Below are 21,190 nucleotides of genomic sequence, written 5' to 3' on the forward strand. Positions count from 1 at the left end.
CTGGTACGGCCGACTCAGATGTCGAGGAAGCGGACGTCCTTGGCGTTGCGCTGGATGAACGAGCGCCGCGCCTCGACGTCCTCGCCCATCAGCACCGAGAAGAGGTCGTCGGCCTGCGCCGCGTCGTCCAGCGTGACCTGGCCGAGGACCCGGTGGTCGACGTCCATCGTGGTGACGCGCAGCTCCTCGGCGTTCATCTCGCCGAGACCCTTGAAGCGCTGGATCGAGTCTTCCCTGATCCGCTTGCCGTTCTGCTTGCCCAGCTCCACCAGGGCGTCGCGCTCCCGGTCCGAGTACGCGTACTCGAAGTCGTCCCGGCCCCACTTGATCTTGTACAGCGGGGGGCGCGAGAGGTACACGTGCCCGGCCTCGACCAGCGGACGCATGAAACGGAAGAGGAACGTCAGCAGCAGGGTGTTGATGTGCTGACCGTCGACATCGGCGTCCGCCATCAGAATGATCTTGTGATAGCGGAGCTTCTCGATGTCGAAGTCCTCGTGGACACCGGTGCCGAAGGCCGAAATCAGCGCCTGGACCTCGGTGTTCTGCAGGATCTTGTCGATCCGGGCCTTCTCGACGTTCAGGATCTTGCCCCGGATCGGCAGGATGGCCTGGTACATCGGATTACGGCCCGACTTCGCCGAACCACCGGCGGAGTCACCCTCGACGATGAAGATCTCGCACTTCGTCGGATCGTTGGACTGGCAGTCGCTCAGCTTGCCCGGCAGCGAGGCGCTCTCCAGGAGCCCCTTACGACGGGTCAGATCACGCGCCTTGCGGGCCGCGACACGGGCCGTGGCCGCCGCGATGCCCTTGCGGATGATGTCCGCGGCCTCGTTCGGATTCCGGTCGAACCAGTCCGTCAGCTGCTCGTGGACCACCTTCTGGACGAAGGTCTTCGCCTCGGTGTTGCCCAGCTTGGTCTTCGTCTGCCCCTCGAACTGGGGCTCGCCCAGCTTCACCGAGATGATCGCAGTCAGACCCTCGCGGACATCCTCACCGGTGAGGTTGTCGTCCTTCTCCCGCAGCAGCTTCTTGTCCCGCGCGTACCGGTTGACCAGGGAGGTCATCGCCGCGCGGAAACCCTCCTCGTGGGTGCCGCCCTCATGCGTGTGGATCGTGTTCGCGAAGGAGTAGACACCCTCGCTGTACTGCGTGTTCCACTGCATCGCGATCTCGGCCGAGAGGAGACGCTCCTTGTCCTCGGCCTCGATGTCGATCACCGACTGGTGAATGACGTCGCCCTTGCGGGAGTTGAGGTACTTCACGAAGTCGACGATGCCGCCCTCGTAGTGGTACGTGACCGTACGGACCTGCTCCTCCTCGGCGCTCTCGGCCACCTCGGCGACTTCCGCACCCGCCGTCGCCTTCGCCGACTCACGCTCGTCCGTGAGCCTGATCGTCAGACCCTTGTTGAGGAACGCCATCTCCTGGAAGCGGCGCGACAGGGTCTCGAAGGAGTACTCGGTGGTCTCGAAGATGTCCCCGTCGGCCCAGAACGTGACCGTCGTACCCGTCTCGTCGGTGGCCTCGTTACGGGCCAGCGGAGCGGTGGGCACACCCAGCTTGTAGTCCTGGGTCCAGCGGTAACCGTCCGTCCGGACCTCGACGGAGAGACGCGACGACAGCGCGTTCACCACGGAGACACCGACACCGTGCAGACCACCGGAGACGGCATAACCGCCGCCGCCGAACTTACCGCCGGCGTGCAGGACGGTCAGCACGACCTCGACCGCCGGCTTCTTCTCCGACGGCACGATGCCGACCGGGATACCCCGGCCGTTGTCGATCACGCGGACCCCGCCGTCGGCGAGGATCGTGACGTCGATCGTGTCCGCGTGCCCGGCCATCGCCTCGTCGACCGAGTTGTCGACAACCTCTTGCACGAGGTGGTGGAGGCCTCGCTCACCGGTCGAGCCGATGTACATGCCAGGTCGCTTGCGGACCGCGTCCAGGCCCTCGAGGACGGTGATCGCGCTGGCGTCGTACGAGGGGGTGACCTCGCCGGGAGCGGATGCCTCGGCCGAGGCGATCACCTCGCCGCTCTCACCGGGTGTGGACGGAATGTTCTCGTTGGGGTTGCCGGAATCGGCCACGAAGCGCCCTTTCTGGCACAGCACAGGCCGTTCTCCGGACAGTCGGGAGCGGCTGCGTCGTTCGGCTTGTATCGACGACTCCCGCGACGGTGCGGGATTGTTCACCAGTCTACCGGTAGCGCCGACACGAATGGGGGTTTGCCGGTACCTGAGTACGCATGTGCCGCCCTGGATGAGCGCCTGACGACTCCCCATATTCAGGAAGGGCTCCCAAGAGCCCCACGCGGGCATTAAGCGCTTCGGCCTGTCAACGATTCGCTACCGTGAGGGACGCCCCACTCCCCCCCGTACGCCCTCAACCACCACATACCCGTACAACATGGACGCGACGGACAGCGCCACCGAGAAGACGGCACCGCAATCCGACCGCCTCCGAACACGCCCCCACGCCTCTCAAGGACGCGAAAAACCCCAGCTCAGACGGCCCTCAGCCATACGTATCGCCAGGACCGGTGCTCCCCGGCGCCCGCAGTGGACCGAACCTGCGCTGCGGGCCCCCCGGCCCCAACACCTTGATCATCCGCACCGTGCCGTGCCCCAGATCCGCATTCAGCCGGGCCACCAGCTGCGGCGCCAGCAACCGCAGCTGCGTCGCCCACGCCGTCGAATCGCACTGCACCGTCAGCACCCGCTCGTCCGGATCCTCGTCGTACCGCAACGGCACACAGTGATTCGCCAGATCTTCACCCACGATCTGCGGCCAACGCCCCATCACCCCGCCCACCGCCGCCGGCGTCTCCCAGCCACGCTCAGTGATCAGACGATTGATCGCGGCCCCCAACGGCAACGGATCCCGCCCATCCGCCCGCGCCCCCGAACGCAGCCCACCACCCCGCCTGGCCTGCTTCTTCTGCTGCGCCGCGGCACCACGCGCCCGCGCCTGCTCCTTCGCCGCACGCAACGCCACCCGCGCCAGATCCACCCCCGACGGCTCCGGCTGCTTCCCCTCCACCGGCCGCCCCTGCGACGGCTCCCCAGAAGTCCCGGCGGTCCCGGACACCTCACGGCCGTTCACAGCCGCTCCACCTCACCCGCGGACACCACATACCGCGCCCCCGCCAGAACTCCCGGAACGTCGTCGTCCACCGCCGCCGTCACCAGCACCTGCTCACCCGGAGCCACCAACTCCGCCAACCGCTCACGACGACGCGCATCCAGCTCCGCGAAAACATCGTCCAGCACCAGCACCGGCTCATTGCCCTCGCTGCGCAGCAGATCGTACGAAGCCAGCCGCAGCGCCAACGCGTACGACCAGGACTCACCATGGCTCGCGTACCCCTTGGCCGGCATACCCCGCAGCCCCAGCAGCAGATCATCACGGTGCGGCCCGACCAACGTCACACCCCGCTCGATCTCCTGCTTACGGACCTCCACCAGGGCCGCGATCAGCTGCTCGTACAGCTCCTCACGCGTACGCGCCGAATCCACCCCCGCACCGACCGAACTCCGGTACTCCAACGCCACCGGACCACCGCCCGGCGCCACATCCCCGTACGCCTTGTCGGCCAACGGCTGCAACGTGGCAATCAGATCCAGCCGCTGCGCCAGCAGCTCCGCACCCACCCGGCCCAGATGCTGGTCCCACACATCGAGCGTCGACAGATCCATCGACCGGCCACCGTGCCTGCGTGCCATCGCCGCCGACTTCAGCAAGGTGTTGCGCTGCTTCAGCACCCGCTCGTAGTCCGAACGCACTCCCCCCATCCGCGGCGAACGCGCCGTGATCAGCTCGTCGAGAAAACGCCGACGCTCCCCGGGATCGCCCTTGACCAGCGCCAGATCCTCCGGCGCGAACAGCACCGTACGTACGATCCCCAGCACATCACGCGGCCTGACCTGCGACGACCTATTGATCCGGGCCCGATTGGCCTTGCCCGGATTGAGCTCCAGCTCGATCAGCTGCGAACGCTCGCCCTCTGTGACAGCCGCCCGGACGACAGCCCGGTCCGCTCCCATCCGCACCAGCGGCGCGTCGGAGGAGACCCGATGGCTGCCGAGCGTCGCCAGGTAGCCGACGGCCTCCACCAGATTCGTCTTGCCCTGCCCGTTGGCCCCCACGAAAGCGGTGACGCCCGGATCGAGAGGTACTTCGACCCGGGCGTACGAGCGGAAGTCGGCCAGCGAGAGATGCGTCACATGCATGGTGTACGCCGACCTTCCCGGCTTCCTGCTCCGTGCTCCGTGATGCGGGTCGGACCTGACGGCCCGGCCCGCTCCTCGTCGCGGTTACTTCGTGTTCTGCTTCTTGCCGATCAACTTCTTGTCGACCTGCTTCTCGCCGATCTACTTCTTGTTCTCGACCGCGTGGCCACCGAACTGGTTGCGCAGCGCGGCAATCATCTTCATCTGCGGGGAGTCGTCCTGCCGCGAAGCGAAACGCGCGAAGAGCGACGCCGTGATGGCGGGCAGCGGCACCGCGTTGTCGATCGCGGCCTCCACCGTCCAGCGGCCCTCGCCGGAGTCGGCGGCGAAACCACGGAGCTTGTCGAGGTGCTCGTCGTCGTCCAGCGCGTTGACCGCCAGGTCGAGCAGCCAGGAACGGATGACCGTGCCCTCCTGCCAGGAACGGAAGACCTCGCGCACATCGGTGACGGAGTCGACCTTCTCCAGCAGTTCCCAGCCTTCGGCGTAGGCCTGCATCATGGCGTACTCGATGCCGTTGTGGACCATCTTCGCAAAGTGGCCGGCGCCGACCTTGCCCGCGTGGACGGAACCGAAGTCGCCCTCGGGCTTCAGCGCGTCGAAGACCGGCTGGACCTTCGCCACGTTCTCGGCGTCGCCGCCGTACATCAGCGCGTAGCCGTTCTCCAGGCCCCAGACACCGCCGGAGACGCCGCAGTCCACGAAGCCGATGCCCTTGATGCCCAGCTCGACCGCGTGCTTCTCGTCGTCCGTCCAGCGGGAATTCCCGCCGTCCACGACGATGTCACCGGGCGAGAGGAGGCCGGCCAGCTCGTCGATGGTGGCCTGGGTCGGGGCACCGGCCGGCACCATCACCCAGACGACCCGCGGGCCCTTCAGCTTGCCCACGAGCTCTTCGAGGCTACGGACATCGGAGACGTCCGGGTTGCGGTCGTAACCGATGACGGTGTGGCCTGCGCGGCGGATGCGCTCGCGCATGTTGCCGCCCATCTTGCCGAGGCCGACGAGACCGAGCTCCATCAGAGATTCCTTAAGCGTTGTGCCGATTCGTACCCAAAGCCGAGCCTACGCCCGGCCGGGGACAGACCGACGGGCATGCTCGGCGCTGAGCGTGCCCGTCGGAAACTGTCCATGCGGGACCGATGGCTTGATCAGCCGGAAAGACGGACCGGCATGATCAGGTACTTGTACGCCTCGTCCGCCTCGGCGTCCACGGCCGGGCGGCCGCTGAGCAGCGCGGGCTTGGTGGACGTCGTGAAGGAGAGCTGGGCGGCCGGGGAGTCGATCGCGCTCAGCCCGTCCAGCAGGAAGGTCGGGTTGAAGGCGATCGAGATGTCGTCGCCCTCCAGCACCGCATCGACCCGCTCCACAGCCTGTGCGTCATCACTGGAACCCGCCTCCAGGATCAGCACACCCTGCTCGAAGCTGAGCCGCACCGGTGTGTTCCGCTCGGCGACGAGGGCCACGCGCTTGACGGCCTCGACGAACGGCGCGGTCTCGATGACCGCGACCGAGTTGAACTCGGTGGGGAACAGCGTGCGGTACTTCGGCAGATCGCCTTCCAGCAGTCGTGTGGTCGTGCGCCGGCCCGCTCCCTCGAAACCGATCAGCCCCTCACCGGCACCCGAGCCGGACAGCGCCAGCGTCACCGTGTCACCGCTGGTCAGGGCCTTGGCCGTGTCCAGCAGGGTCTTGGCGGGCACCAGGGCGACAGCCGACGCATCCGGGTTCTCCGGCTTCCAGAGGAACTCGCGGACCGCGAAGCGGTAGCGGTCGGTGGAGGCCAGGGTGACGGTCTCGCCCTCGATCTCGATCCGCACACCGGTCAGGACCGGCAGCGTGTCGTCACGGCCCGCAGCGATGGCGACCTGGGCGGCGGCCGAGGCGAAGACCTCACCGGGGACCGTGCCGGTCGCGGTCGGCATCGCGGGCAGCGCCGGGTACTCCTCCACAGGAAGGGTGTGGAGTGTGAATCGCGAGGAGCCGCAGACCACGGTCGCCCGTACACCGTCTGTGGAAATCTCCACCGGGCGGTTGGGAAGGGCCCGGCAGATGTCGGCAAGCAGCCGGCCGGAGACCAGCACCGTGCCGTCCTCCTCGACCTCCGCGTCCACCGAGACCCGGGCCGAGACCTCGTAGTCGAAGCTGGAGAAGCTGAGGACGCCGTCCTCCGCCTTCAGCAGAAGACCCGCAAGAACGGGCGCCGGCGGACGGGCCGGGAGGCTACGGGCCACCCAGGCCACAGCCTCCGCGAGTACATCGCGCTCCACCCGGATCTTCACCGGAACCGCCTCCTGCTGTTGCTCGCTCGCCCTGCTGGCCTTCGTCGTCCGATCGCGTCTCCCGCCGATGACAGCAGGAGGACGACGGGGACCAGTCTGACGTACGGCACCGACACTCGGTGCTGCTCGGGGTCAAGTCGCGACAACAGGCTCGGAGCGCCCCGGCCCCGAGTTGTGCACAGGCCCCACTTCGAAGCGGATTCCGGGCTAACTATAGGTGGCAGTAGTAGTAGGGCCTGTGGAAACGGTGGATAACGTCGTTTTCGCAGGTCAGGCCCAGTTTTTTGTCCACCGACCCTGTGGGTGGGGCCAGTGGACAACCCGGTGTTTCTGTGGACGGACGAAAGTTCTGCACACCCGGTACACAGGGCAAGGGGGTTTCTCCCCAGGGCTGTCCCCAGCTTTACCCAGGTTCCCCACAGCCCAACCGACCCTCTCGGTGTGACGCCTTTCACTCGGCACAGTGAAAGGCGTCGTCGCGTTGCCGAACAGTGGACAGGGATGTGGAGAAGCCCGATCAAGCTGGGGACAACACAGCCCGCGCTGTGGGCCGCCGGTGGACAACATCATCGACCCCCTGTGGACGAAGATGTTGTCCACAGGCTGTGGATCATTGTTGACCACAAATCCCCAGGCCCTTGACCTGGCCTGATGGAGTATCGGCAGTCGCCCCTGTGGAAGCAATATGGGACAACTTCTGGGTCCCCAGGCTGTGGAGGGGAAAATCTCCCCAGATCTGTGGAGAACGGGCGCCCGACGGCAGGTATTCGAACACCGCGACCGCTGCGGAGCCGCGGAGTCCGGCGTGGGAGGGGCTTCCGAGCGGGTTTCGCAACGGTCTCGGAGGGGGTGGAGTGACTCCGGAGTGGGCTTCGGCGGCTTCGGAGTCACTTTGGAGGGGCTCGGACGGGGCTTCGCAGGGGCTCCGGAAGGACTCGGAGGGGCTTCGGAGGGACTGCGGCGCGGGGCTCCGGACAACAAGAAGGGCGCCTGCGGAACCCGGTGAAGGTTCCGCAGGCGCCCTTCCGGCGCGTACGGGGCGTATGCGTGCCGGCGGCCCGTCAGCCGTTCTTGATGCGGTTGGTGAGCTCGGTGACCTGGTTGTAGATGGAGCGTCGCTCCGCCATCAGCGCGCGGATCTTCCGGTCCGCGTGCATCACCGTCGTATGGTCGCGGCCGCCGAACTGCGCCCCGATCTTGGGCAGCGAAAGATCGGTCAGCTCCCGGCAGAGGTACATCGCGATCTGTCGGGCCGTCACCAGCACGCGGCTGCGCGAGGTTCCGCAGAGATCATCCACCGTCAGACCGAAGTAATCCGCGGTCGCCGCCATGATGGCCGTGGCCGTGATCTCAGGGGCCGAGTCCTCGCCACCGGGAATCAGATCCTTCAGCACGTGCTCGGTCAGCCCGAGATCGACCGGCTGGCGATTGAGGCTCGCGAAGGCCGTGACCCGGATCAGTGCCCCCTCCAACTCCCTGATGTTCCGGGAGATACGGGAGGCGATGAACTCCAGTACCTCCGGCGGGGCGTTGAGCTGCTCCTGCACCGCCTTCTTACGGAGGATCGCGATCCGCGTCTCCAGCTCCGGCGGCTGGACATCGGTGGTCAGACCCCACTCGAAACGGTTCCGCAGCCGGTCCTCCAGGGTCACCAGCTGCTTGGGCGGCCGGTCCGAGGACAGCACGATCTGCTTGTTGGCGTTGTGGAGCGTATTGAAGGTGTGGAAGAACTCCTCCTGCGTCGACTCCTTGCTCGCCAGGAACTGGATGTCGTCGACCAGCAGGATGTCCACATCGCGGTAGCGCTTGCGGAAGGTGTCGCCCTTGCCGTCGCGGATCGAGTTGATGAACTCGTTGGTGAACTCCTCGGAGCTCACGTACCGCACCCGGGTGCCCGGGTAGAGGCTGCGCGCATAGTGCCCGATGGCGTGCAGCAGATGGGTCTTGCCGAGTCCCGACTCCCCATAGATGAAGAGCGGGTTGTACGCCTTGGCGGGCGCTTCGGCGACCGCGACCGCCGCGGCGTGCGCGAACCGGTTGGACGCGCCGATGACGAACGTGTCGAAGAGGTACTTCGGATTCAGCCGGGCCGCCGGCTCACCGGCGCCGGGCGCGGCGGCGGTCTGCGCGCCCATCGGCCCGGTGGCGCCGCCGGGCCGTCCGGTGCCGGCGCCGCCCTGCCGGTGCTGGGTCTGGGGGTCCTGCATGTCGTGGCGCTCGGGGCGCTGCTGCTCGTAACCCTGACGCTCGGACGGCTGCGGCCGGTAGTCGTGCTGCGGCTGCTGGGGACGGCCGCCGGCGTACGGCTCCCGCCACTGCTCCGCCGAGGTGTCGCGGTCCTGGAATCCGCCGAGCCGGGGCTGCTGCCAGGAGAGGTCCTCCTGGGTGCGCGGCCACGCACCGGGGTCGCGGCGCTGCTGCTGGTAGTCGGGGTAGGCGGGCCGGGCGGTCGGCATGCCGTCGTCCGAGGGCCGGTGCCCGTATCCGTCGTACGCGTCATTGTGCTGACGCTCATCGTGCTGCGGTCCCGGGTAGCGGTGCTGCTGAGGCTGCGGGGACTGGTGCATCGGGGGCGCGGGCGGGTTCGGAGGTTCGCCCGCGGAGTCGTCGACGGTGATCGCGATGCGGATCGGGCGGCCGCATTCGCGGCTCAGCGTCTCGCTGATGAGCGGCGCGAGCCGGCCTTCCAGTACGCGCTTGCCCCATTCGTTGGGGACGGCGAGCAGCGCGGTGTCGGCGACCAGTGCGAGCGGCTGGCAGCGCTCGATCCACTGCTTGTCCTTCGGCTCGATGCCCTGCTGGCCCTCCCCGAGGAGTTGCTCCAGCACTCGTGGCCACACTGCGGCAAGATCGGCAGGTACATCAGCCACAAGGCACGCTCTCTCGCTGGTCCCACGAATGTGTGGTTCTCGGGACGGGATGGTTCGGGATGGGTGAGGACCGGCAGGCAGGAAGAAAAAGAACCGGGGTTCAGCCACGGTAGTCAGGCGGACCCGCGTGGTTCAAGTTGTTGTCCACAGCCTGTGCATAGTGCGGGGTGCGCTAGAGCCGGTTTGACCGGGCGGCGTGGCCGCGCGTACCGTGGCCAGGTCGAGTTGTCGATGGCTGCTGCCGCCTGCCTCCGATGGGCAAAGATCACGATCTGTGATCGTGAAGCGGTGCACTAGAGCGTTTACGCGAGTCTCTCGTGGGCGCACGGTGACAGCCAGGCGATGTCCCGCCAACACACGAGTCATTTCTGGAGCCCCCGAGTGAGCAAGCGCACCTTCCAGCCGAACAACCGTCGTCGCGCGAAGACCCACGGCTTCCGGCTGCGGATGCGCACCCGTGCCGGCCGCGCGATTCTCGCGTCCCGCCGTGGCAAGGGTCGCGCCAACCTGTCCGCCTGATCGCTTACAGGTCATGACGTGCTGCCTACCGAGAATCGGCTGAGGCGGCGCGAGGACTTCGCGACCGCAGTACGTCGAGGACGCCGGGCCGGCCGCCCGCTACTCGTCGTTCATCTACGCAGCGGTGCAACGGACCCGCACGTGACTGGGGAGAGTGCTCCCCCGCCGCGTGCGGGTTTCGTTGTCAGCAAAGCTGTGGGTGGAGCGGTCGTACGCACAGCGGTGAAGCGCAGGCTTCGCCACTTGGTCCGCGAACGACTGGCCCTGCTGCCCCCCGGTAGCCTGGTTGTCGTACGAGCGTTGCCCGGAGCGGGTGACGCCGACCATGAACAGCTGGCCCGAGACCTGGATGCCGCTCTTCAGCGGCTGCTGGGAGGGGGCGTGCGATGAAGTACCCGCTGCTGGCTCTTATCAAGTTGTACCAGTGGACGATCAGCCCACTTCTCGGGCCTGTCTGCCGTTACTACCCGTCGTGTTCCCACTATGGATATACGGCGATCGACCGGCACGGAGCGATCAAGGGAACTGCGCTGACGGCCTGGCGCATCCTGCGGTGCAATCCGTGGTCACCCGGTGGCGTGGACCATGTTCCACCACGCAAACGTCCGCGTTGGCACGAACTGCTGCGTACTGCCATACGCGGTGGCAAGGGCGGGGACTCCGCCGCTGATGTGCCTCCCGGGGGGTCGGTTTCCGATTCCCCGAGCCCGGCCGCAGAGACCTCGCCCAATGCTCAAGGAGCTTGATTAGTGGACACGATTGCCAGTCTGTTCAGCTTTATCACCTGGCCCGTTTCATGGGTCATCGTCCAGTTCCACAAGTTGTACGGAGCGATCTTCGGCGATGACACGGGCTGGGCCTGGGGCCTGTCCATCGTGTCCCTGGTGGTACTGATCCGGATCTGCCTGATCCCGCTTTTCGTTAAGCAGATCAAGTCGACCCGGAACATGCAGGTGCTCCAGCCGAAGATGAAGGCGATCCAGGAGCGCTACAAGAGCGACAAGCAGCGTCAGTCCGAAGAGATGATGAAGCTGTACAAGGAGACGGGCACCAACCCGCTCTCCTCGTGCCTTCCCATCCTGGCGCAGTCGCCGTTCTTCTTCGCCCTGTATCACGTGCTCTCGGCCATCGCCTCGGGCAAGACGATCGGTGTCATCGACCAGCCGCTGCTCGACAGCGCCCGTAAGGCACACATCTTCGGTGCTCCGCTCGCTGCCAAGTTCATGGACAGCGCGTCGGACGTCAGCGCTCTCGGTGCCTCTTTGCTCGACGTCCGGGTCGTCACCGCGGTCATGATTGTGATGATGTCGGCGTCGCAGTTCTTCACCCAGCGCCAGCTGATGACGAAGAACGTCGACCTGACGGTCAAGACGCCGTACATGCAGCAGCAGAAGATGCTGATGTACATCTTCCCGCTGATCTTCGCCGTCATGGGCATCAACTTCCCCGTCGGTGTCCTCGTCTACTGGCTGACCACCAACGTCTGGACCATGGGTCAGCAGATGTACGTGATCAACCAGAACCCGACCCCGGGCAGCAAGGCGCAGGACCAGTACCTGGGACGTCTGCTGAAGAGCGTCACCGCTCACGGTGAGGTGCGTGGCAGGACCAAGCGCAATACGGTCAAGCGGATCGTGTCCAAGGGTCCGGACCGTAACGACATCGAGCGGAAGTTCATCACGGGACTGGCCAAGCTGGGCCTCGCCGCCCAGGAGGACGGCACGGTGATCAAGAGCGACACGGCTGTTGCCGAGGCCGAGGGCGGAGCCGCGCAGCGGCGTCAGCAGCCCAAGCGGCAGACCAAGGCCCAGCGCCAGACCGCCGCCCAGCAGGCCAAGGAGGCCGGTTCTGCCGAGCCGGAGTCCAAGACCTCCCTGGACAAGCGGGACGCATCACAGGACGACGACAAGCCCAAGCCGGCGGGCAAGCCCGCGTCCGGCTCCTCACGCCAAGCCAAGTCCGGACAGCGCAAGGGTCCGCAGCGGCCCAAGCACCCGTCCAAGAAGTAAGAAGGAGTCCATCCGTGACGGAAGGCACCACCTCCACGGCCGCTGAGGGCAGCGACACCTTGACCCGCCTCGAGCAGGAGGGTGAGATCGCAGCGGATTACCTCGAGGGTCTGCTCGACATCGCCGATCTCGACGGCGACATCGACATGGACGTCGAGGCGGACCGGGCCGCGGTCTCGATCATCAGTGACTCGGCACGTGATCTGCAGAAGCTCGTGGGCCGCGACGGTGAGGTGCTGGAGGCGCTCCAGGAGCTGACGCGGCTTGCTGTGCACCGGGAGACCGGTGACCGCAGTCGTCTGATGCTGGACATCGCCGGGTTCCGGGCCAAGAAGCGGGCCGAGCTCGCCGAGCTGGGTGCCAAGGCCGCGGACGAGGTCAAGAGCACCGGTGAGCCGGTGAAGCTGGACCCGATGACGCCGTTCGAACGCAAGGTTGTGCACGATGCGGTTGCGGCCGCCGGTCTGCGCAGCGAGTCCGAGGGCGAGGAGCCGCAGCGCTTCGTCGTCGTTCTCCCGGCCTGACCAGACCCTTGTTCTGTCGGCCCCGTCTGTTCGCAGGCGGGGCCGATCTTTGTCAGCCTGATAGTCAGCCACCCACAGTGCGGTAGTGCGGTATGGAAGGACGGTTCCCGTGACGGCGGAAGTAGAGCTTCCCCAGGCGCCTGAAGGCGCGCAGGCGGTTTTCGGCGAGTTCTTCCCGGAGGCTGTCCGGTACGCGGAACTGCTGGCGGATGCCGGAGTGAAACGGGGACTGATCGGTCCACGTGAGGTGCCGCGGCTTTGGGAGCGGCATCTGCTGAACTGTGCCGTGCTCTCCGAGGTCGTGCCCGAGGGCGTCACGGTCTGCGATGTGGGCTCCGGCGCGGGCCTCCCGGGTATTCCGCTCGCACTGGTGCGTCCGGACCTCAAGATCACCTTGTTGGAGCCCTTGCTGCGGCGGACGAATTTCCTTCAGGAGGTCGTCGAACTGTTGGGGCTGAGCCACGTGACGGTTGTGCGCGGTCGGGCCGAGGAGGTTCTGGGGACCCTTCAACCGGTTCACGTCGTTACGGCTCGGGCTGTGGCACCGCTCGACCGGCTGGCCGGCTGGGGCGTTCCGCTGCTGCGTCCGTACGGAGAGATGCTGGCGCTCAAGGGGGACACCGCCGAGGAGGAGATCATCGGTGCGCGGGCGGCCTTGAGCAAGCTCGGTGTGGTGGAGACCGAGGTGCTGCATGTCGGCGAGGGCATCGTCGATCCGATGTCCACGGTGGTGCGAGTGGTGGTCGGGGAGAGTCCGGGCGGTGTGAGGTTCGCCGCAAAGAGGGCCAAGGCCGCGAGGACGAGTCGTACGAGGCGCCGTCGCTGACACGCTCCGGCCACGTTGCGGAATCAGCCGTTACATGCAGTTTGCTCCGCCTGTTGGTGATGCTCCGGGTAAGCAGTCGTACGTGCCCCACGCGGAGTGTCGTGCCCCTGTAGCTACGCTGCGGGGGCATCGTGTTTCACGTGAAACGTCGCTCTCTGCTGCATGGGATCATCAGCCGCGGTCGTGCGGCTGCCGCGCCGCGGCATCGCAAGCCCGTTAGAGCTATGGAATTGTCCACAGAAGTGGATTCATCCACAGAAGAGCGGGCCTCGCTGGTTCACGACCCCGAAAGCATGGCAGGCTCTGTGCATTGTGAGCCTGAAGTCGAGGAGAGTGAATCCTTGCGGTCCGACGCCAACATCGCGGGACCGATGACCGACCCGGTCCCCGGTCCCCGAACCGAATCGGCGGGGGAGGGTGTTTCACGTGAAACACCGCCGCCGATGGATGACACACCCATCGGTCGCGCGGCCCAGCTGGCGGTCGAGGCCCTAGGCCGCGCCGGCGAGGGCCTGCCCCGTCCTGACCGGACGCGCGTCATGGTGGTGGCCAATCAGAAGGGTGGAGTGGGCAAGACGACCACGACGGTCAACCTTGCAGCTTCGCTCGCGCTTCACGGCGCACGTGTTCTGGTGGTGGACCTCGACCCGCAGGGGAATGCCTCTACGGCTCTGGGTATCGATCACCATGCCGAAGTTCCCTCCATCTATGACGTCCTGGTGGAGAGCCGGCCGCTCTCCGAGGTGGTTCAGCCTGTTCCGGACGTCGAAGGTCTCTTCTGCGCCCCCGCCACGATCGATCTCGCCGGTGCGGAGATCGAGCTGGTGTCGCTGGTGGCGCGGGAGAGTCGACTGCAGCGGGCGATCCAGGCGTATGAGCAGCCGCTGGACTACATTCTGATCGACTGCCCGCCTTCGCTCGGCCTGCTGACGGTCAATGCCCTGGTCGCCGGCGCCGAGGTACTGATCCCCATTCAGTGTGAGTACTACGCGCTGGAGGGGCTGGGGCAGCTGCTGCGGAATGTGGACCTGGTGCGGGGGCATCTCAACCCCGACCTTCATGTGTCCACGATTCTGCTCACCATGTATGACGGCAGGACCAGGCTCGCTTCGCAGGTCGCGGAGGAGGTGCGCAGTCACTTCGGTAAGGAGGTGCTGCGGACGAACATTCCGCGGTCGGTGCGGATTTCGGAGGCACCGAGCTATGGGCAGACCGTGCTGACCTATGACCCGGGTTCGAGCGGGTCGCTTTCGTACCTCGAAGCGGCGCGTGAGATCGCGTTGCGGGGTGTCGGGGTGCAGTACGAGGCCCAGCATGCCCACACGGGCAGCGGGAACAGCCAGCAGAGCATTTCGGAGGGGATCCAGTGAGTGAGCGCCGAAGAGGGTTGGGGCGTGGGCTAGGTGCCCTGATCCCCGCCGCTCCGCAGGAGAAGCAGGTGCCGTCTGCGGGGGCGGGATCGGCCTCTCCCGGGGCGGGGCCGGTGATGACGGCAGAGCGGGGGATGGCCGCTGCGAAGGTGGCCACTCTTGCGTCCGCTCCGGTTGTGCCGGAGCCGAGTGCGCAGGTTTCGGAGCCCGAGGCGTCCGCAGCATCGGTGGGAGCCGCAGGGGCGTACTTTGCCGAGGTTCCTCTCGGCTCCATCACCCCTAATCCGCGTCAGCCCCGTGAGGTGTTCGACGAGGACGCCCTTGCCGAATTGGTCACCTCCATCAAGGAGGTGGGTCTTCTCCAGCCCGTTGTCGTGCGGAAGACGGGTCCGGAGCGCTATGAGCTCATCATGGGCGAGCGGCGCTGGAGGGCGTGCCGGGAGGCGGGTCTGGAGCGGATCCCGGCGATCGTCCGGGCCACGGAGGACGAGAAGCTGCTCCTGGACGCACTTCTGGAGAACCTTCACCGGGCTCAGCTGAATCCGTTGGAGGAGGCGGCTGCCTATGACCAGTTGCTCAAGGACTTCAAGTGCACGCATGACCAGCTGGCGGACCGGATCGGGCGTTCCCGTCCGCAGGTGTCCAACACACTGCGTCTGCTCAGGCTTTCGCCTCCGGTGCAGCGCAGGGTCGCGGCCGGGGTCTTGTCGGCGGGGCATGCGCGGGCACTGTTGTCCGTGGACGACTCGGAGGAGCAGGACAGGCTGGCGCATCGCATTGTGGCCGAGGGGCTCTCTGTGCGGGCGATCGAAGAGATCGTGACCCTCATGGGGTCCAGGCCGACGAGTCCTGCCAAGTCCAAGGGGCCGCGGGCCGGTGGACGGGTGTCGCCGGCGCTGTCCGATCTTGCTTCCCGGCTCTCGGACCGCTTCGAGACCAGAGTGAAGGTCGACCTCGGGCAGAAGAAGGGAAAGATCGTCGTCGAGTTCGCGTCGATGGAGGATCTGGACCGCATTCTCGGCAGTCTGGCACCGGGCGAGGGGCGGGTGCTGGACCGGGAACCGTCTGAGGACCCTGCCGGGGACGACGAGGGCTGATCTCTGCCGGATGAGTGTTGGGGTGGGCTGTGTTCCGATGGATACCGGAACACAGCCCACCCTTTGCTTTCTCTCGGTGTCGGCTTGACCCCTGGGTGGATACGATGCGTTCTGGTATGGCACATCCGTTCTGAGCCACCTCGGTGGGGGGCCATGCGATCAGTGACCCACTGCCGACGGGTGGCAGTGGGGTTGGGCCTGGGGGTCGCTGTCGGAGGGTTCGCCGGCAGTCTGCTCCTGGAACGGAGTGCACTGACTGCCGCACACGATGCGGCGGGCGAAGGAAGCGAGGAGCAGCTTCATGGGGCGCCGGCTCGTACCGCTCACACTGGACAATCTTTCCGATCTCCCGAAGCGCTGCCGCTCGTGTGTCTTCTGGGAGCTTGATCCGGTCAGCGGCGAAGCTGCAGTAAAGGCGGGAACGCCCGAGCTGGAGAAAGAGTCGTGGATTTCGGCTGTTCTGCTGGAGTGGGGTTCGTGCGGTCGCGTTGTCCATGTCGACGATGTGCCGGTGGGCTTCGTTCTCTACGCACCACCGGCCTATGTACCGCGTTCGACTGCCTTTCCTACGAGCCCCGTCTCCCCCGATGCCGTGCAGCTGATGACTGCCTGGATCATGCCGGGGTACCAGGGGCAGGGGCTGGGCCGGGTCATGGTGCAGACCGTCGCCAAGGACCTGCTGCGTCGGGGATTCAAGGCGATCGAGGTTTTCGGCGATGCCCGGTGGAAGGAGCCTGCCTGCATGCTTCCCGCGGATCATCTCCTCGCGGTCGGCTTCAAGACCGTACGGCCGCATCCTGTCCATCCGCGGCTGAGACTCGAACTGCGGACGACGCTCTCCTGGAAGGAAGACGTCGAGCTGGCACTGGATCGATTGCTGGGTGCTGTCCAGAAGGAACCGGCGCTGCGGCCGCTGTGATCCGAACGAACATGACCATGAGTAACGGGTCCATCCCCTGCCAGGGGATGGACCCGTTTCACGTGAAACATCGAACCACGGCTCTTCTAGTGCCGTAGCAGACAACGTTTGCCCTGTTGTTATGTGACGCGCCGTCCGGGGTGCTGTGCCGGGCGGCACGTGGCCGTCACCCTGGCTGGGTGGCGGAACGAGTACATGTACGCGAGATCGACGATGACGAGGGCAGACGGCTCCTACGGATCATCCGCAGGGGCACTGGGTCGGTGGTGACCTGGCGGCGGGCCCAGATGGTGCTGCTGTCCGCGCAGGGCATGCCGGTCGCGAAGATCGCCGAGGTGTCGTTCACCAGCAATGACCGGGTCCGGGACGTGATCCACAACTTCAACACCGACGGCTTCGAGTCGCTGTATCCGAAGTACAAGGGCGGTCGTCCCAGGACGTTCACGCTGCCCGAGCGGCGCGAGATCAAGAAGATCGCGAAGTCCAAGCCGACCGAGCACGACCTGCCGTTCTCGACCTGGAGCCTGACCAAGCTGGCGGACTTCCTGGTTGCCGAGGGGGTGGTCGACGACATCAGCCACGAGGGCCTGCGCATCCTGCTCCGCGAGGAAGGCGTCTCGTTTCAACGCCTGAAGACTTGGAAGACCTCCGGCGATCCGGACTACGCGGCCAAGAAGGCCCGCGTCGAACACCTCTACGCGATCGCCGACGGCGAGGTCATACCCGAGGACGGCGAGCCCGAAGTCATCTTCTGTCTGGACGAGTTCGGGCCGCTCAACCTGATGCCTCACCCGGGTCGGCAATGGGCCGAGCGCGGCGGCAAGCACAAGGACTCCGACCGTGAACCACGCCGGCGACGGCGGGCGACCTACAACCGCTACGGCGGAGTGCGGCACCTGTTCGCCGCCCTGGACCTGGCCAAGGACAAGCTCTACGGCCACATCAAGCCGGTCAAGAAGCGGACGCAGTTCCTGGAGTTCTGCCGCTACCTGCGCACCCTCTACCCGCCGACGGTGCGGATCGCGATCGTCTGCGACAACTTTTCCCCGCATCTGACCACGAAGAGGTGCCAACGGGTCGGCACCTGGGCGGCGGCGAACAACGTCGAGATCGCCTACACCCCGACGAACTCCTCCTGGCTCAACCGCATCGAGGCACAGTTCACCGCCCTGCGCTACTTCACCCTTGACGGCACCGACCACGCCACCCACAAGGAACAGGGCAGCATGATCCGCCGCTACATCATCTGGCGAAACCGCCATGCCAGCGACCGGCACCTACGCGCCATCGTAGACAGGGCAAACGTTGCTTGATGCGGCACTAGCTGATGAAGCCTTCGAGGTCCCGGAGGAGCGCGGCCTTCGGCTTGGCTCCGACGATGGTCTTGGCAACCTCGCCGTCCTTGTAGACGTTCAGGGTCGGGATGGACATGACGCCGTACTTGGCGGCCGTGGCCGGGTTCTCGTCGATGTTGAGCTTGACGATCTCGATCTCGTCGCCGTGCTCGGCAGCGATGGCTTCCAGGGAGGGCGCGATCTGGCGGCACGGACCGCACCAGGCGGCCCAGAAGTCCACCAGTACCGGCTTCTCGCTCTTCAGGACCACCTCGTCGAAGGAGTCGTCGGTCACGTTCTTCAGGTCGCCGGCCACGGCGGCCTCCTAACTTCTTAGGGGTGTGTGGGGTGAGAGGCGCGGGTCAGACGGTGGCCGCGGCGGCCTTCTCGTCGTCGGCGAGCGCAGCGAGGAAGCGCTCGGCGTCGAGAGCGGCCGAGCAGCCGGTGCCGGCAGCGGTGATGGCCTGTCGGTAGGTGTGGTCGACGACATCACCGGCGCCGAAGACGCCGGTCACGTTGGTGCGCGTCGAGGGGACGTCGACCCTGAGGTAGCCCTCGTCGTCGAGTTCGAGCTGCCCCTTGAAGAGCTCGGTGCGCGGGTCGTGGCCCACTGCGATGAACAGACCGGTCACCGCGAGCTCGGATGTCGCTGCGGTCTTGGTGTTCCGAAGGGTCAGACCGGACAGCTTCTGCTCGCCCTGGATTCCCGCGACCTCGCTGTCCCAGGCGAACTTGATCTTCGGGTCGGCGAAGGCGCGGTCCTGCATGGCCTTGGAGGCACGCAGCGAGTCACGGCGGTGGACGATGGTGACGGACTTGGCGAAGCGGGAGAGGAAGGTTGCCTCCTCCATCGCGGTGTCGCCGCCGCCGACCACTGCGATGTCCTGGTCCTTGAAGAAGAATCCGTCACAGGTCGCGCACCAGGAGACGCCGCGGCCGGAGAGGGCGTCCTCGTTGGGCAGGCCCAGCTTGCGGTGCTGGGAGCCGGTCGTCACGATGACGGCCTTGGCGCGGTGCACCGTGCCGGCGGTGTCGGTGACCGTCTTGATGTCGCCGGTGAGGTCCACGGAGACGACATCGTCGGGGACGAGCTCGGCGCCGAAGCGCTCGGCCTGGGCGCGCATGTTGTCCATGAGCTCAGGGCCCATGATCCCGTCCTGGAAGCCCGGGAAGTTCTCCACGTCGGTGGTGTTCATCAGAGCGCCGCCGGCGGTGACGGCGCCCTCGAACACCAGCGGCTTCAGCGAGGCGCGTGCGGTGTAAAGGGCGGCCGTGTAGCCCGCGGGGCCGGAGCCGATGATGATCACATTACGGACGTCGCTCACGGGTTTCTTCCTCGTCTCTGCAGACTGCCTACTGTCCACGCCTGATGGGGTCGGTTCAACGACTCTCACCCCACCCAACGGATCCTACGGGGGATGCATTCCCGACGTGCCGGGGCGGCGTTCCGGCCGGATTCTCAGGGGCGCGCGTAGGCGTGGGTCAGCAGTAGTTTCGCTTTGGCAGCGGGCTCTTCCCGGACGCAGGCAGCGTCGACGACATACGCCTGGACGCGGGTCACGTCGGAGGGGTGCGGCAGGACGACGAGGAAGGCGTCTGCGCCCTCGTAGGTGCCTTCTTCGACGGCGAGGGCCGCGGTCTTCCGCCCGATGCCCTGCTCCACACAGAGCGGGACGGACACGACGGGCGCGCGCAACGGCGTTCGGGGCGACTCGGATCCGGGAGGGTCGTTCCTGGGCGTCGACTGGATGTCGACGGAAGGTGGTGCCTGCTTCTCGGGGTCGGTACCGTCCGGACCCGATGATTTTGTGCCGGCACTCAGAAGAAGTGTCTGGACCTGGCCTTCGAGGGTGGACGCCGTGAAGGTTCCTGTGCGCTTTGCCATGGAGCTGGAGCCGTGGTCCGCAGCCTTGAGGCTGGCATCATCCTGGGACGACTGGACGTTCTGCAGCATGAAGACGCTCATGCCGACCACGGCTGCGCCGAGGGCGGTGCCAAGCACGGCGGTGCGGCGGCGGCGCCGGGCCGACCGGCGACCGGGGCCGGTGCTCGCCCGGGGATGCCCGGCAGGGCGGTCCGAGAGACTGGGCTCCGCTTCTGGCTTCTGCGCGACGGAAGTCTTTGTTTCACGTGAAACATGCGGTGCTGCGCCGACAGGCGCCGTGGTGCTGAAAGCCTCGGCGGCGAGCGCGGTGTTGAGGCGGTCCACGACATCGTCGGGCATGTGCTGGGGCACGGGCACGGTGCCGAGCAGCTCGCGGATCTCCACGAGTGAGGCATGGACATCGCCGCAGAGCTCGCAGCCGTCCACATGGCCGCGTACCTCTGCCGCACGTGACGTCGGGAGCAGCCCCTCCGTGAGATCGGAGATCTCCGAGACATCAGGGTGCTGGGTCGTTTCGGTCGTTGATGTCATGCGCGCCCACCTCCGCCCTTCACTGCAGCAGGATCGTCGCTTGTCCCCGCGTCCCTCGGCCCCGATGCGGATGGGACGGATGCGCGCGGCGTCCGGTTCCTTCCCACGGCGGGTTCCTCGGCTTCTGCGCCCTCACCGCGTAGGTGGGTGAGCAGAGGAGCCAGCCGGGCTCTGCCCCGCGCGCAGCGGCTCTTCACGGTGCCTATCGGTACGTCGAGGATGCGTGCCGCCTCCGCCACGGGGTAGCCCTGCATGTCCACGAGGACCAGGGCGGCGCGCTGCTCCGCGGGGAGAGTGGCGAGTGCGGCCAGGAGCTCGCGGTGCAGGTCCCGGCGCTCCGCCGGGGCCTCCGCGGACTCGTGCGGTTCGAGGAGCTGGTCGAACCGTTCGGTGTCATCGACCGGCGAGGTCTTGCGGGTGGCCGCCTTGCGGACCCGGTCGAGGCAGGCATTGACGGTGATGCGGTGCAGCCAGGTGGTGACGGCGGACTGGCCACGGAAGGTGTGGGCGGCCCGGAAAGCGGAGACCAGCGCGTCCTGGACGGCGTCAGCGGCTTCCTCGCGATCGCCCAGGGTCCGCAGCGCCACGGCCCACAGCCGGTCGCGGTGGCGTCGTACGAGCTCGCCGAAGGCGTCGGGTTCACCGGCCACATGGCGAGCGAGGAGGTCTGAGTCGCTGAGTGGTTCCGACGGCTCGGCGGCCACCTCCCCCTCCCTCCCTCTCTGCGTCAAGGTGCGTCTGTCTATCACGATTCGAGTGGGCAGGGGCAGAGGGCGGAAGCCGAAC

The 21,190-nt window shown here is 66.7% G+C and carries 20 protein-coding genes; 10 read left to right on the forward strand and 10 right to left on the reverse strand.

The window, feature by feature from the left end; all coding sequences use genetic code 11:
- Positions 1-14 precede the first annotated feature (14 nt).
- The 6 genes from gyrB to dnaA form a co-directional block, all read right to left on the reverse strand.
- Positions 15-2,120 (reverse strand): DNA topoisomerase (ATP-hydrolyzing) subunit B, encoded by a 2,106-nt coding sequence (gene gyrB, locus OG936_RS17065; protein WP_406495705.1) that lies wholly within the window; start codon positions 2,118-2,120, stop codon positions 15-17.
- 403 nt (positions 2,121-2,523) lie between these two features.
- The gene (locus tag OG936_RS17070) at positions 2,524-3,096 is read right to left on the reverse strand and encodes a DUF721 domain-containing protein (RefSeq protein WP_406500479.1); all 573 of its coding nucleotides are present in this window, start codon (positions 3,094-3,096) and stop codon (positions 2,524-2,526) included.
- An 11-nt stretch (positions 3,097-3,107) separates the two neighbouring features.
- Positions 3,108-4,238, reverse strand: a complete 1,131-nt coding sequence (recF, locus tag OG936_RS17075; RefSeq protein ID WP_406495706.1) for a DNA replication/repair protein RecF — start codon at positions 4,236-4,238, stop codon at positions 3,108-3,110.
- A 141-nt stretch (positions 4,239-4,379) separates the two neighbouring features.
- Positions 4,380-5,258: a phosphogluconate dehydrogenase (NAD(+)-dependent, decarboxylating) gene (gnd, locus tag OG936_RS17080; protein WP_266747313.1), complete on the reverse strand. Its 879-nt coding sequence runs from the start codon at positions 5,256-5,258 to the stop codon at positions 4,380-4,382.
- A gap of 131 nt (positions 5,259-5,389) precedes the next feature.
- Positions 5,390-6,520, reverse strand: coding sequence for a DNA polymerase III subunit beta (gene dnaN / locus OG936_RS17085; protein WP_266747314.1), 1,131 nt, complete (start codon positions 6,518-6,520; stop codon positions 5,390-5,392).
- Between the two features lie 1,061 nt (positions 6,521-7,581).
- Positions 7,582-9,390 (reverse strand): chromosomal replication initiator protein DnaA, encoded by a 1,809-nt coding sequence (gene dnaA, locus OG936_RS17090; protein ID WP_406495709.1) that lies wholly within the window; start codon positions 9,388-9,390, stop codon positions 7,582-7,584.
- A 381-nt stretch (positions 9,391-9,771) separates the two neighbouring features.
- Between dnaA and rpmH the strand changes: the two genes are divergently transcribed.
- From rpmH to OG936_RS17140, 10 genes are all read left to right on the forward strand, one after another.
- On the forward strand, positions 9,772-9,909 hold the full coding sequence (gene rpmH / locus OG936_RS17095; protein ID WP_030930485.1) for a 50S ribosomal protein L34: 138 nt from the start codon (positions 9,772-9,774) through the stop codon (positions 9,907-9,909).
- Positions 9,910-9,927: 18 nt separating this feature from the next.
- A complete protein-coding gene (gene rnpA / locus OG936_RS17100) occupies positions 9,928-10,299 on the forward strand; it encodes a ribonuclease P protein component (protein ID WP_383751976.1) in 372 nt (123 codons plus the stop codon).
- Positions 10,296-10,655 carry a membrane protein insertion efficiency factor YidD gene (gene yidD / locus OG936_RS17105; RefSeq protein WP_406495711.1) on the forward strand — a complete coding sequence of 120 codons (360 nt, stop codon included), beginning with the start codon at positions 10,296-10,298 and terminating at the stop codon, positions 10,653-10,655. Before rnpA ends, yidD begins: the two co-directional genes overlap by 4 nt.
- Positions 10,656-10,658: 3 nt before the next feature.
- Entirely contained in the window at positions 10,659-11,918 is a 1,260-nt protein-coding gene (gene yidC / locus OG936_RS17110) for a membrane protein insertase YidC (protein ID WP_266747318.1), read from the forward strand.
- A gap of 14 nt (positions 11,919-11,932) precedes the next feature.
- Positions 11,933-12,442: a R3H domain-containing nucleic acid-binding protein gene (locus tag OG936_RS17115; RefSeq protein ID WP_114245516.1), complete on the forward strand. Its 510-nt coding sequence runs from the start codon at positions 11,933-11,935 to the stop codon at positions 12,440-12,442.
- 109 nt (positions 12,443-12,551) lie between these two features.
- Positions 12,552-13,268, forward strand: coding sequence for a 16S rRNA (guanine(527)-N(7))-methyltransferase RsmG (gene rsmG, locus OG936_RS17120; protein ID WP_406495713.1), 717 nt, complete (start codon positions 12,552-12,554; stop codon positions 13,266-13,268).
- 293 nt (positions 13,269-13,561) lie between these two features.
- Positions 13,562-14,638 (forward strand): ParA family protein, encoded by a 1,077-nt coding sequence (locus tag OG936_RS17125; RefSeq protein WP_383752465.1) that lies wholly within the window; start codon positions 13,562-13,564, stop codon positions 14,636-14,638.
- Positions 14,635-15,735 carry a ParB/RepB/Spo0J family partition protein gene (locus tag OG936_RS17130; protein ID WP_406495714.1) on the forward strand — a complete coding sequence of 367 codons (1,101 nt, stop codon included), beginning with the start codon at positions 14,635-14,637 and terminating at the stop codon, positions 15,733-15,735. The genes OG936_RS17125 and OG936_RS17130 overlap by 4 nt, the downstream gene beginning before the upstream one ends.
- A 301-nt stretch (positions 15,736-16,036) precedes the next feature.
- A complete protein-coding gene (locus OG936_RS17135; RefSeq protein ID WP_406495715.1) occupies positions 16,037-16,654 on the forward strand; it encodes a GNAT family N-acetyltransferase in 618 nt (205 codons plus the stop codon).
- Positions 16,655-16,833: 179 nt separating this feature from the next.
- Positions 16,834-17,967, forward strand: coding sequence for an IS630 family transposase (locus OG936_RS17140; protein WP_406495716.1), 1,134 nt, complete (start codon positions 16,834-16,836; stop codon positions 17,965-17,967).
- A gap of 7 nt (positions 17,968-17,974) precedes the next feature.
- On the opposite strand, the gene trxA is transcribed toward OG936_RS17140, so the two are convergent.
- The 4 genes from trxA to sigM all read right to left on the reverse strand — a co-directional run bounded on the left by trxA (position 17,975) and on the right by sigM (position 21,108).
- Positions 17,975-18,304 (reverse strand): thioredoxin, encoded by a 330-nt coding sequence (gene trxA / locus OG936_RS17145; protein ID WP_266747322.1) that lies wholly within the window; start codon positions 18,302-18,304, stop codon positions 17,975-17,977.
- A 46-nt stretch (positions 18,305-18,350) separates the two neighbouring features.
- A complete protein-coding gene (gene trxB / locus OG936_RS17150) occupies positions 18,351-19,313 on the reverse strand; it encodes a thioredoxin-disulfide reductase (RefSeq protein WP_406495717.1) in 963 nt (320 codons plus the stop codon).
- A 134-nt stretch (positions 19,314-19,447) separates the two neighbouring features.
- Entirely contained in the window at positions 19,448-20,404 is a 957-nt protein-coding gene (locus OG936_RS17155) for a hypothetical protein (RefSeq protein WP_406495718.1), read from the reverse strand.
- Complete coding sequence (gene sigM / locus OG936_RS17160) at positions 20,401-21,108, reverse strand: RNA polymerase sigma factor SigM (RefSeq protein WP_406495719.1); 708 nt, start codon at positions 21,106-21,108, stop codon at positions 20,401-20,403. The genes OG936_RS17155 and sigM overlap by 4 nt, the downstream gene beginning before the upstream one ends.
- Positions 21,109-21,190 lie beyond the last annotated feature (82 nt).

This window comes from Streptomyces sp. NBC_00846, from assembly GCF_045207325.1.
GTDB lineage: Bacteria > Actinomycetota > Actinomycetes > Streptomycetales > Streptomycetaceae > Streptomyces.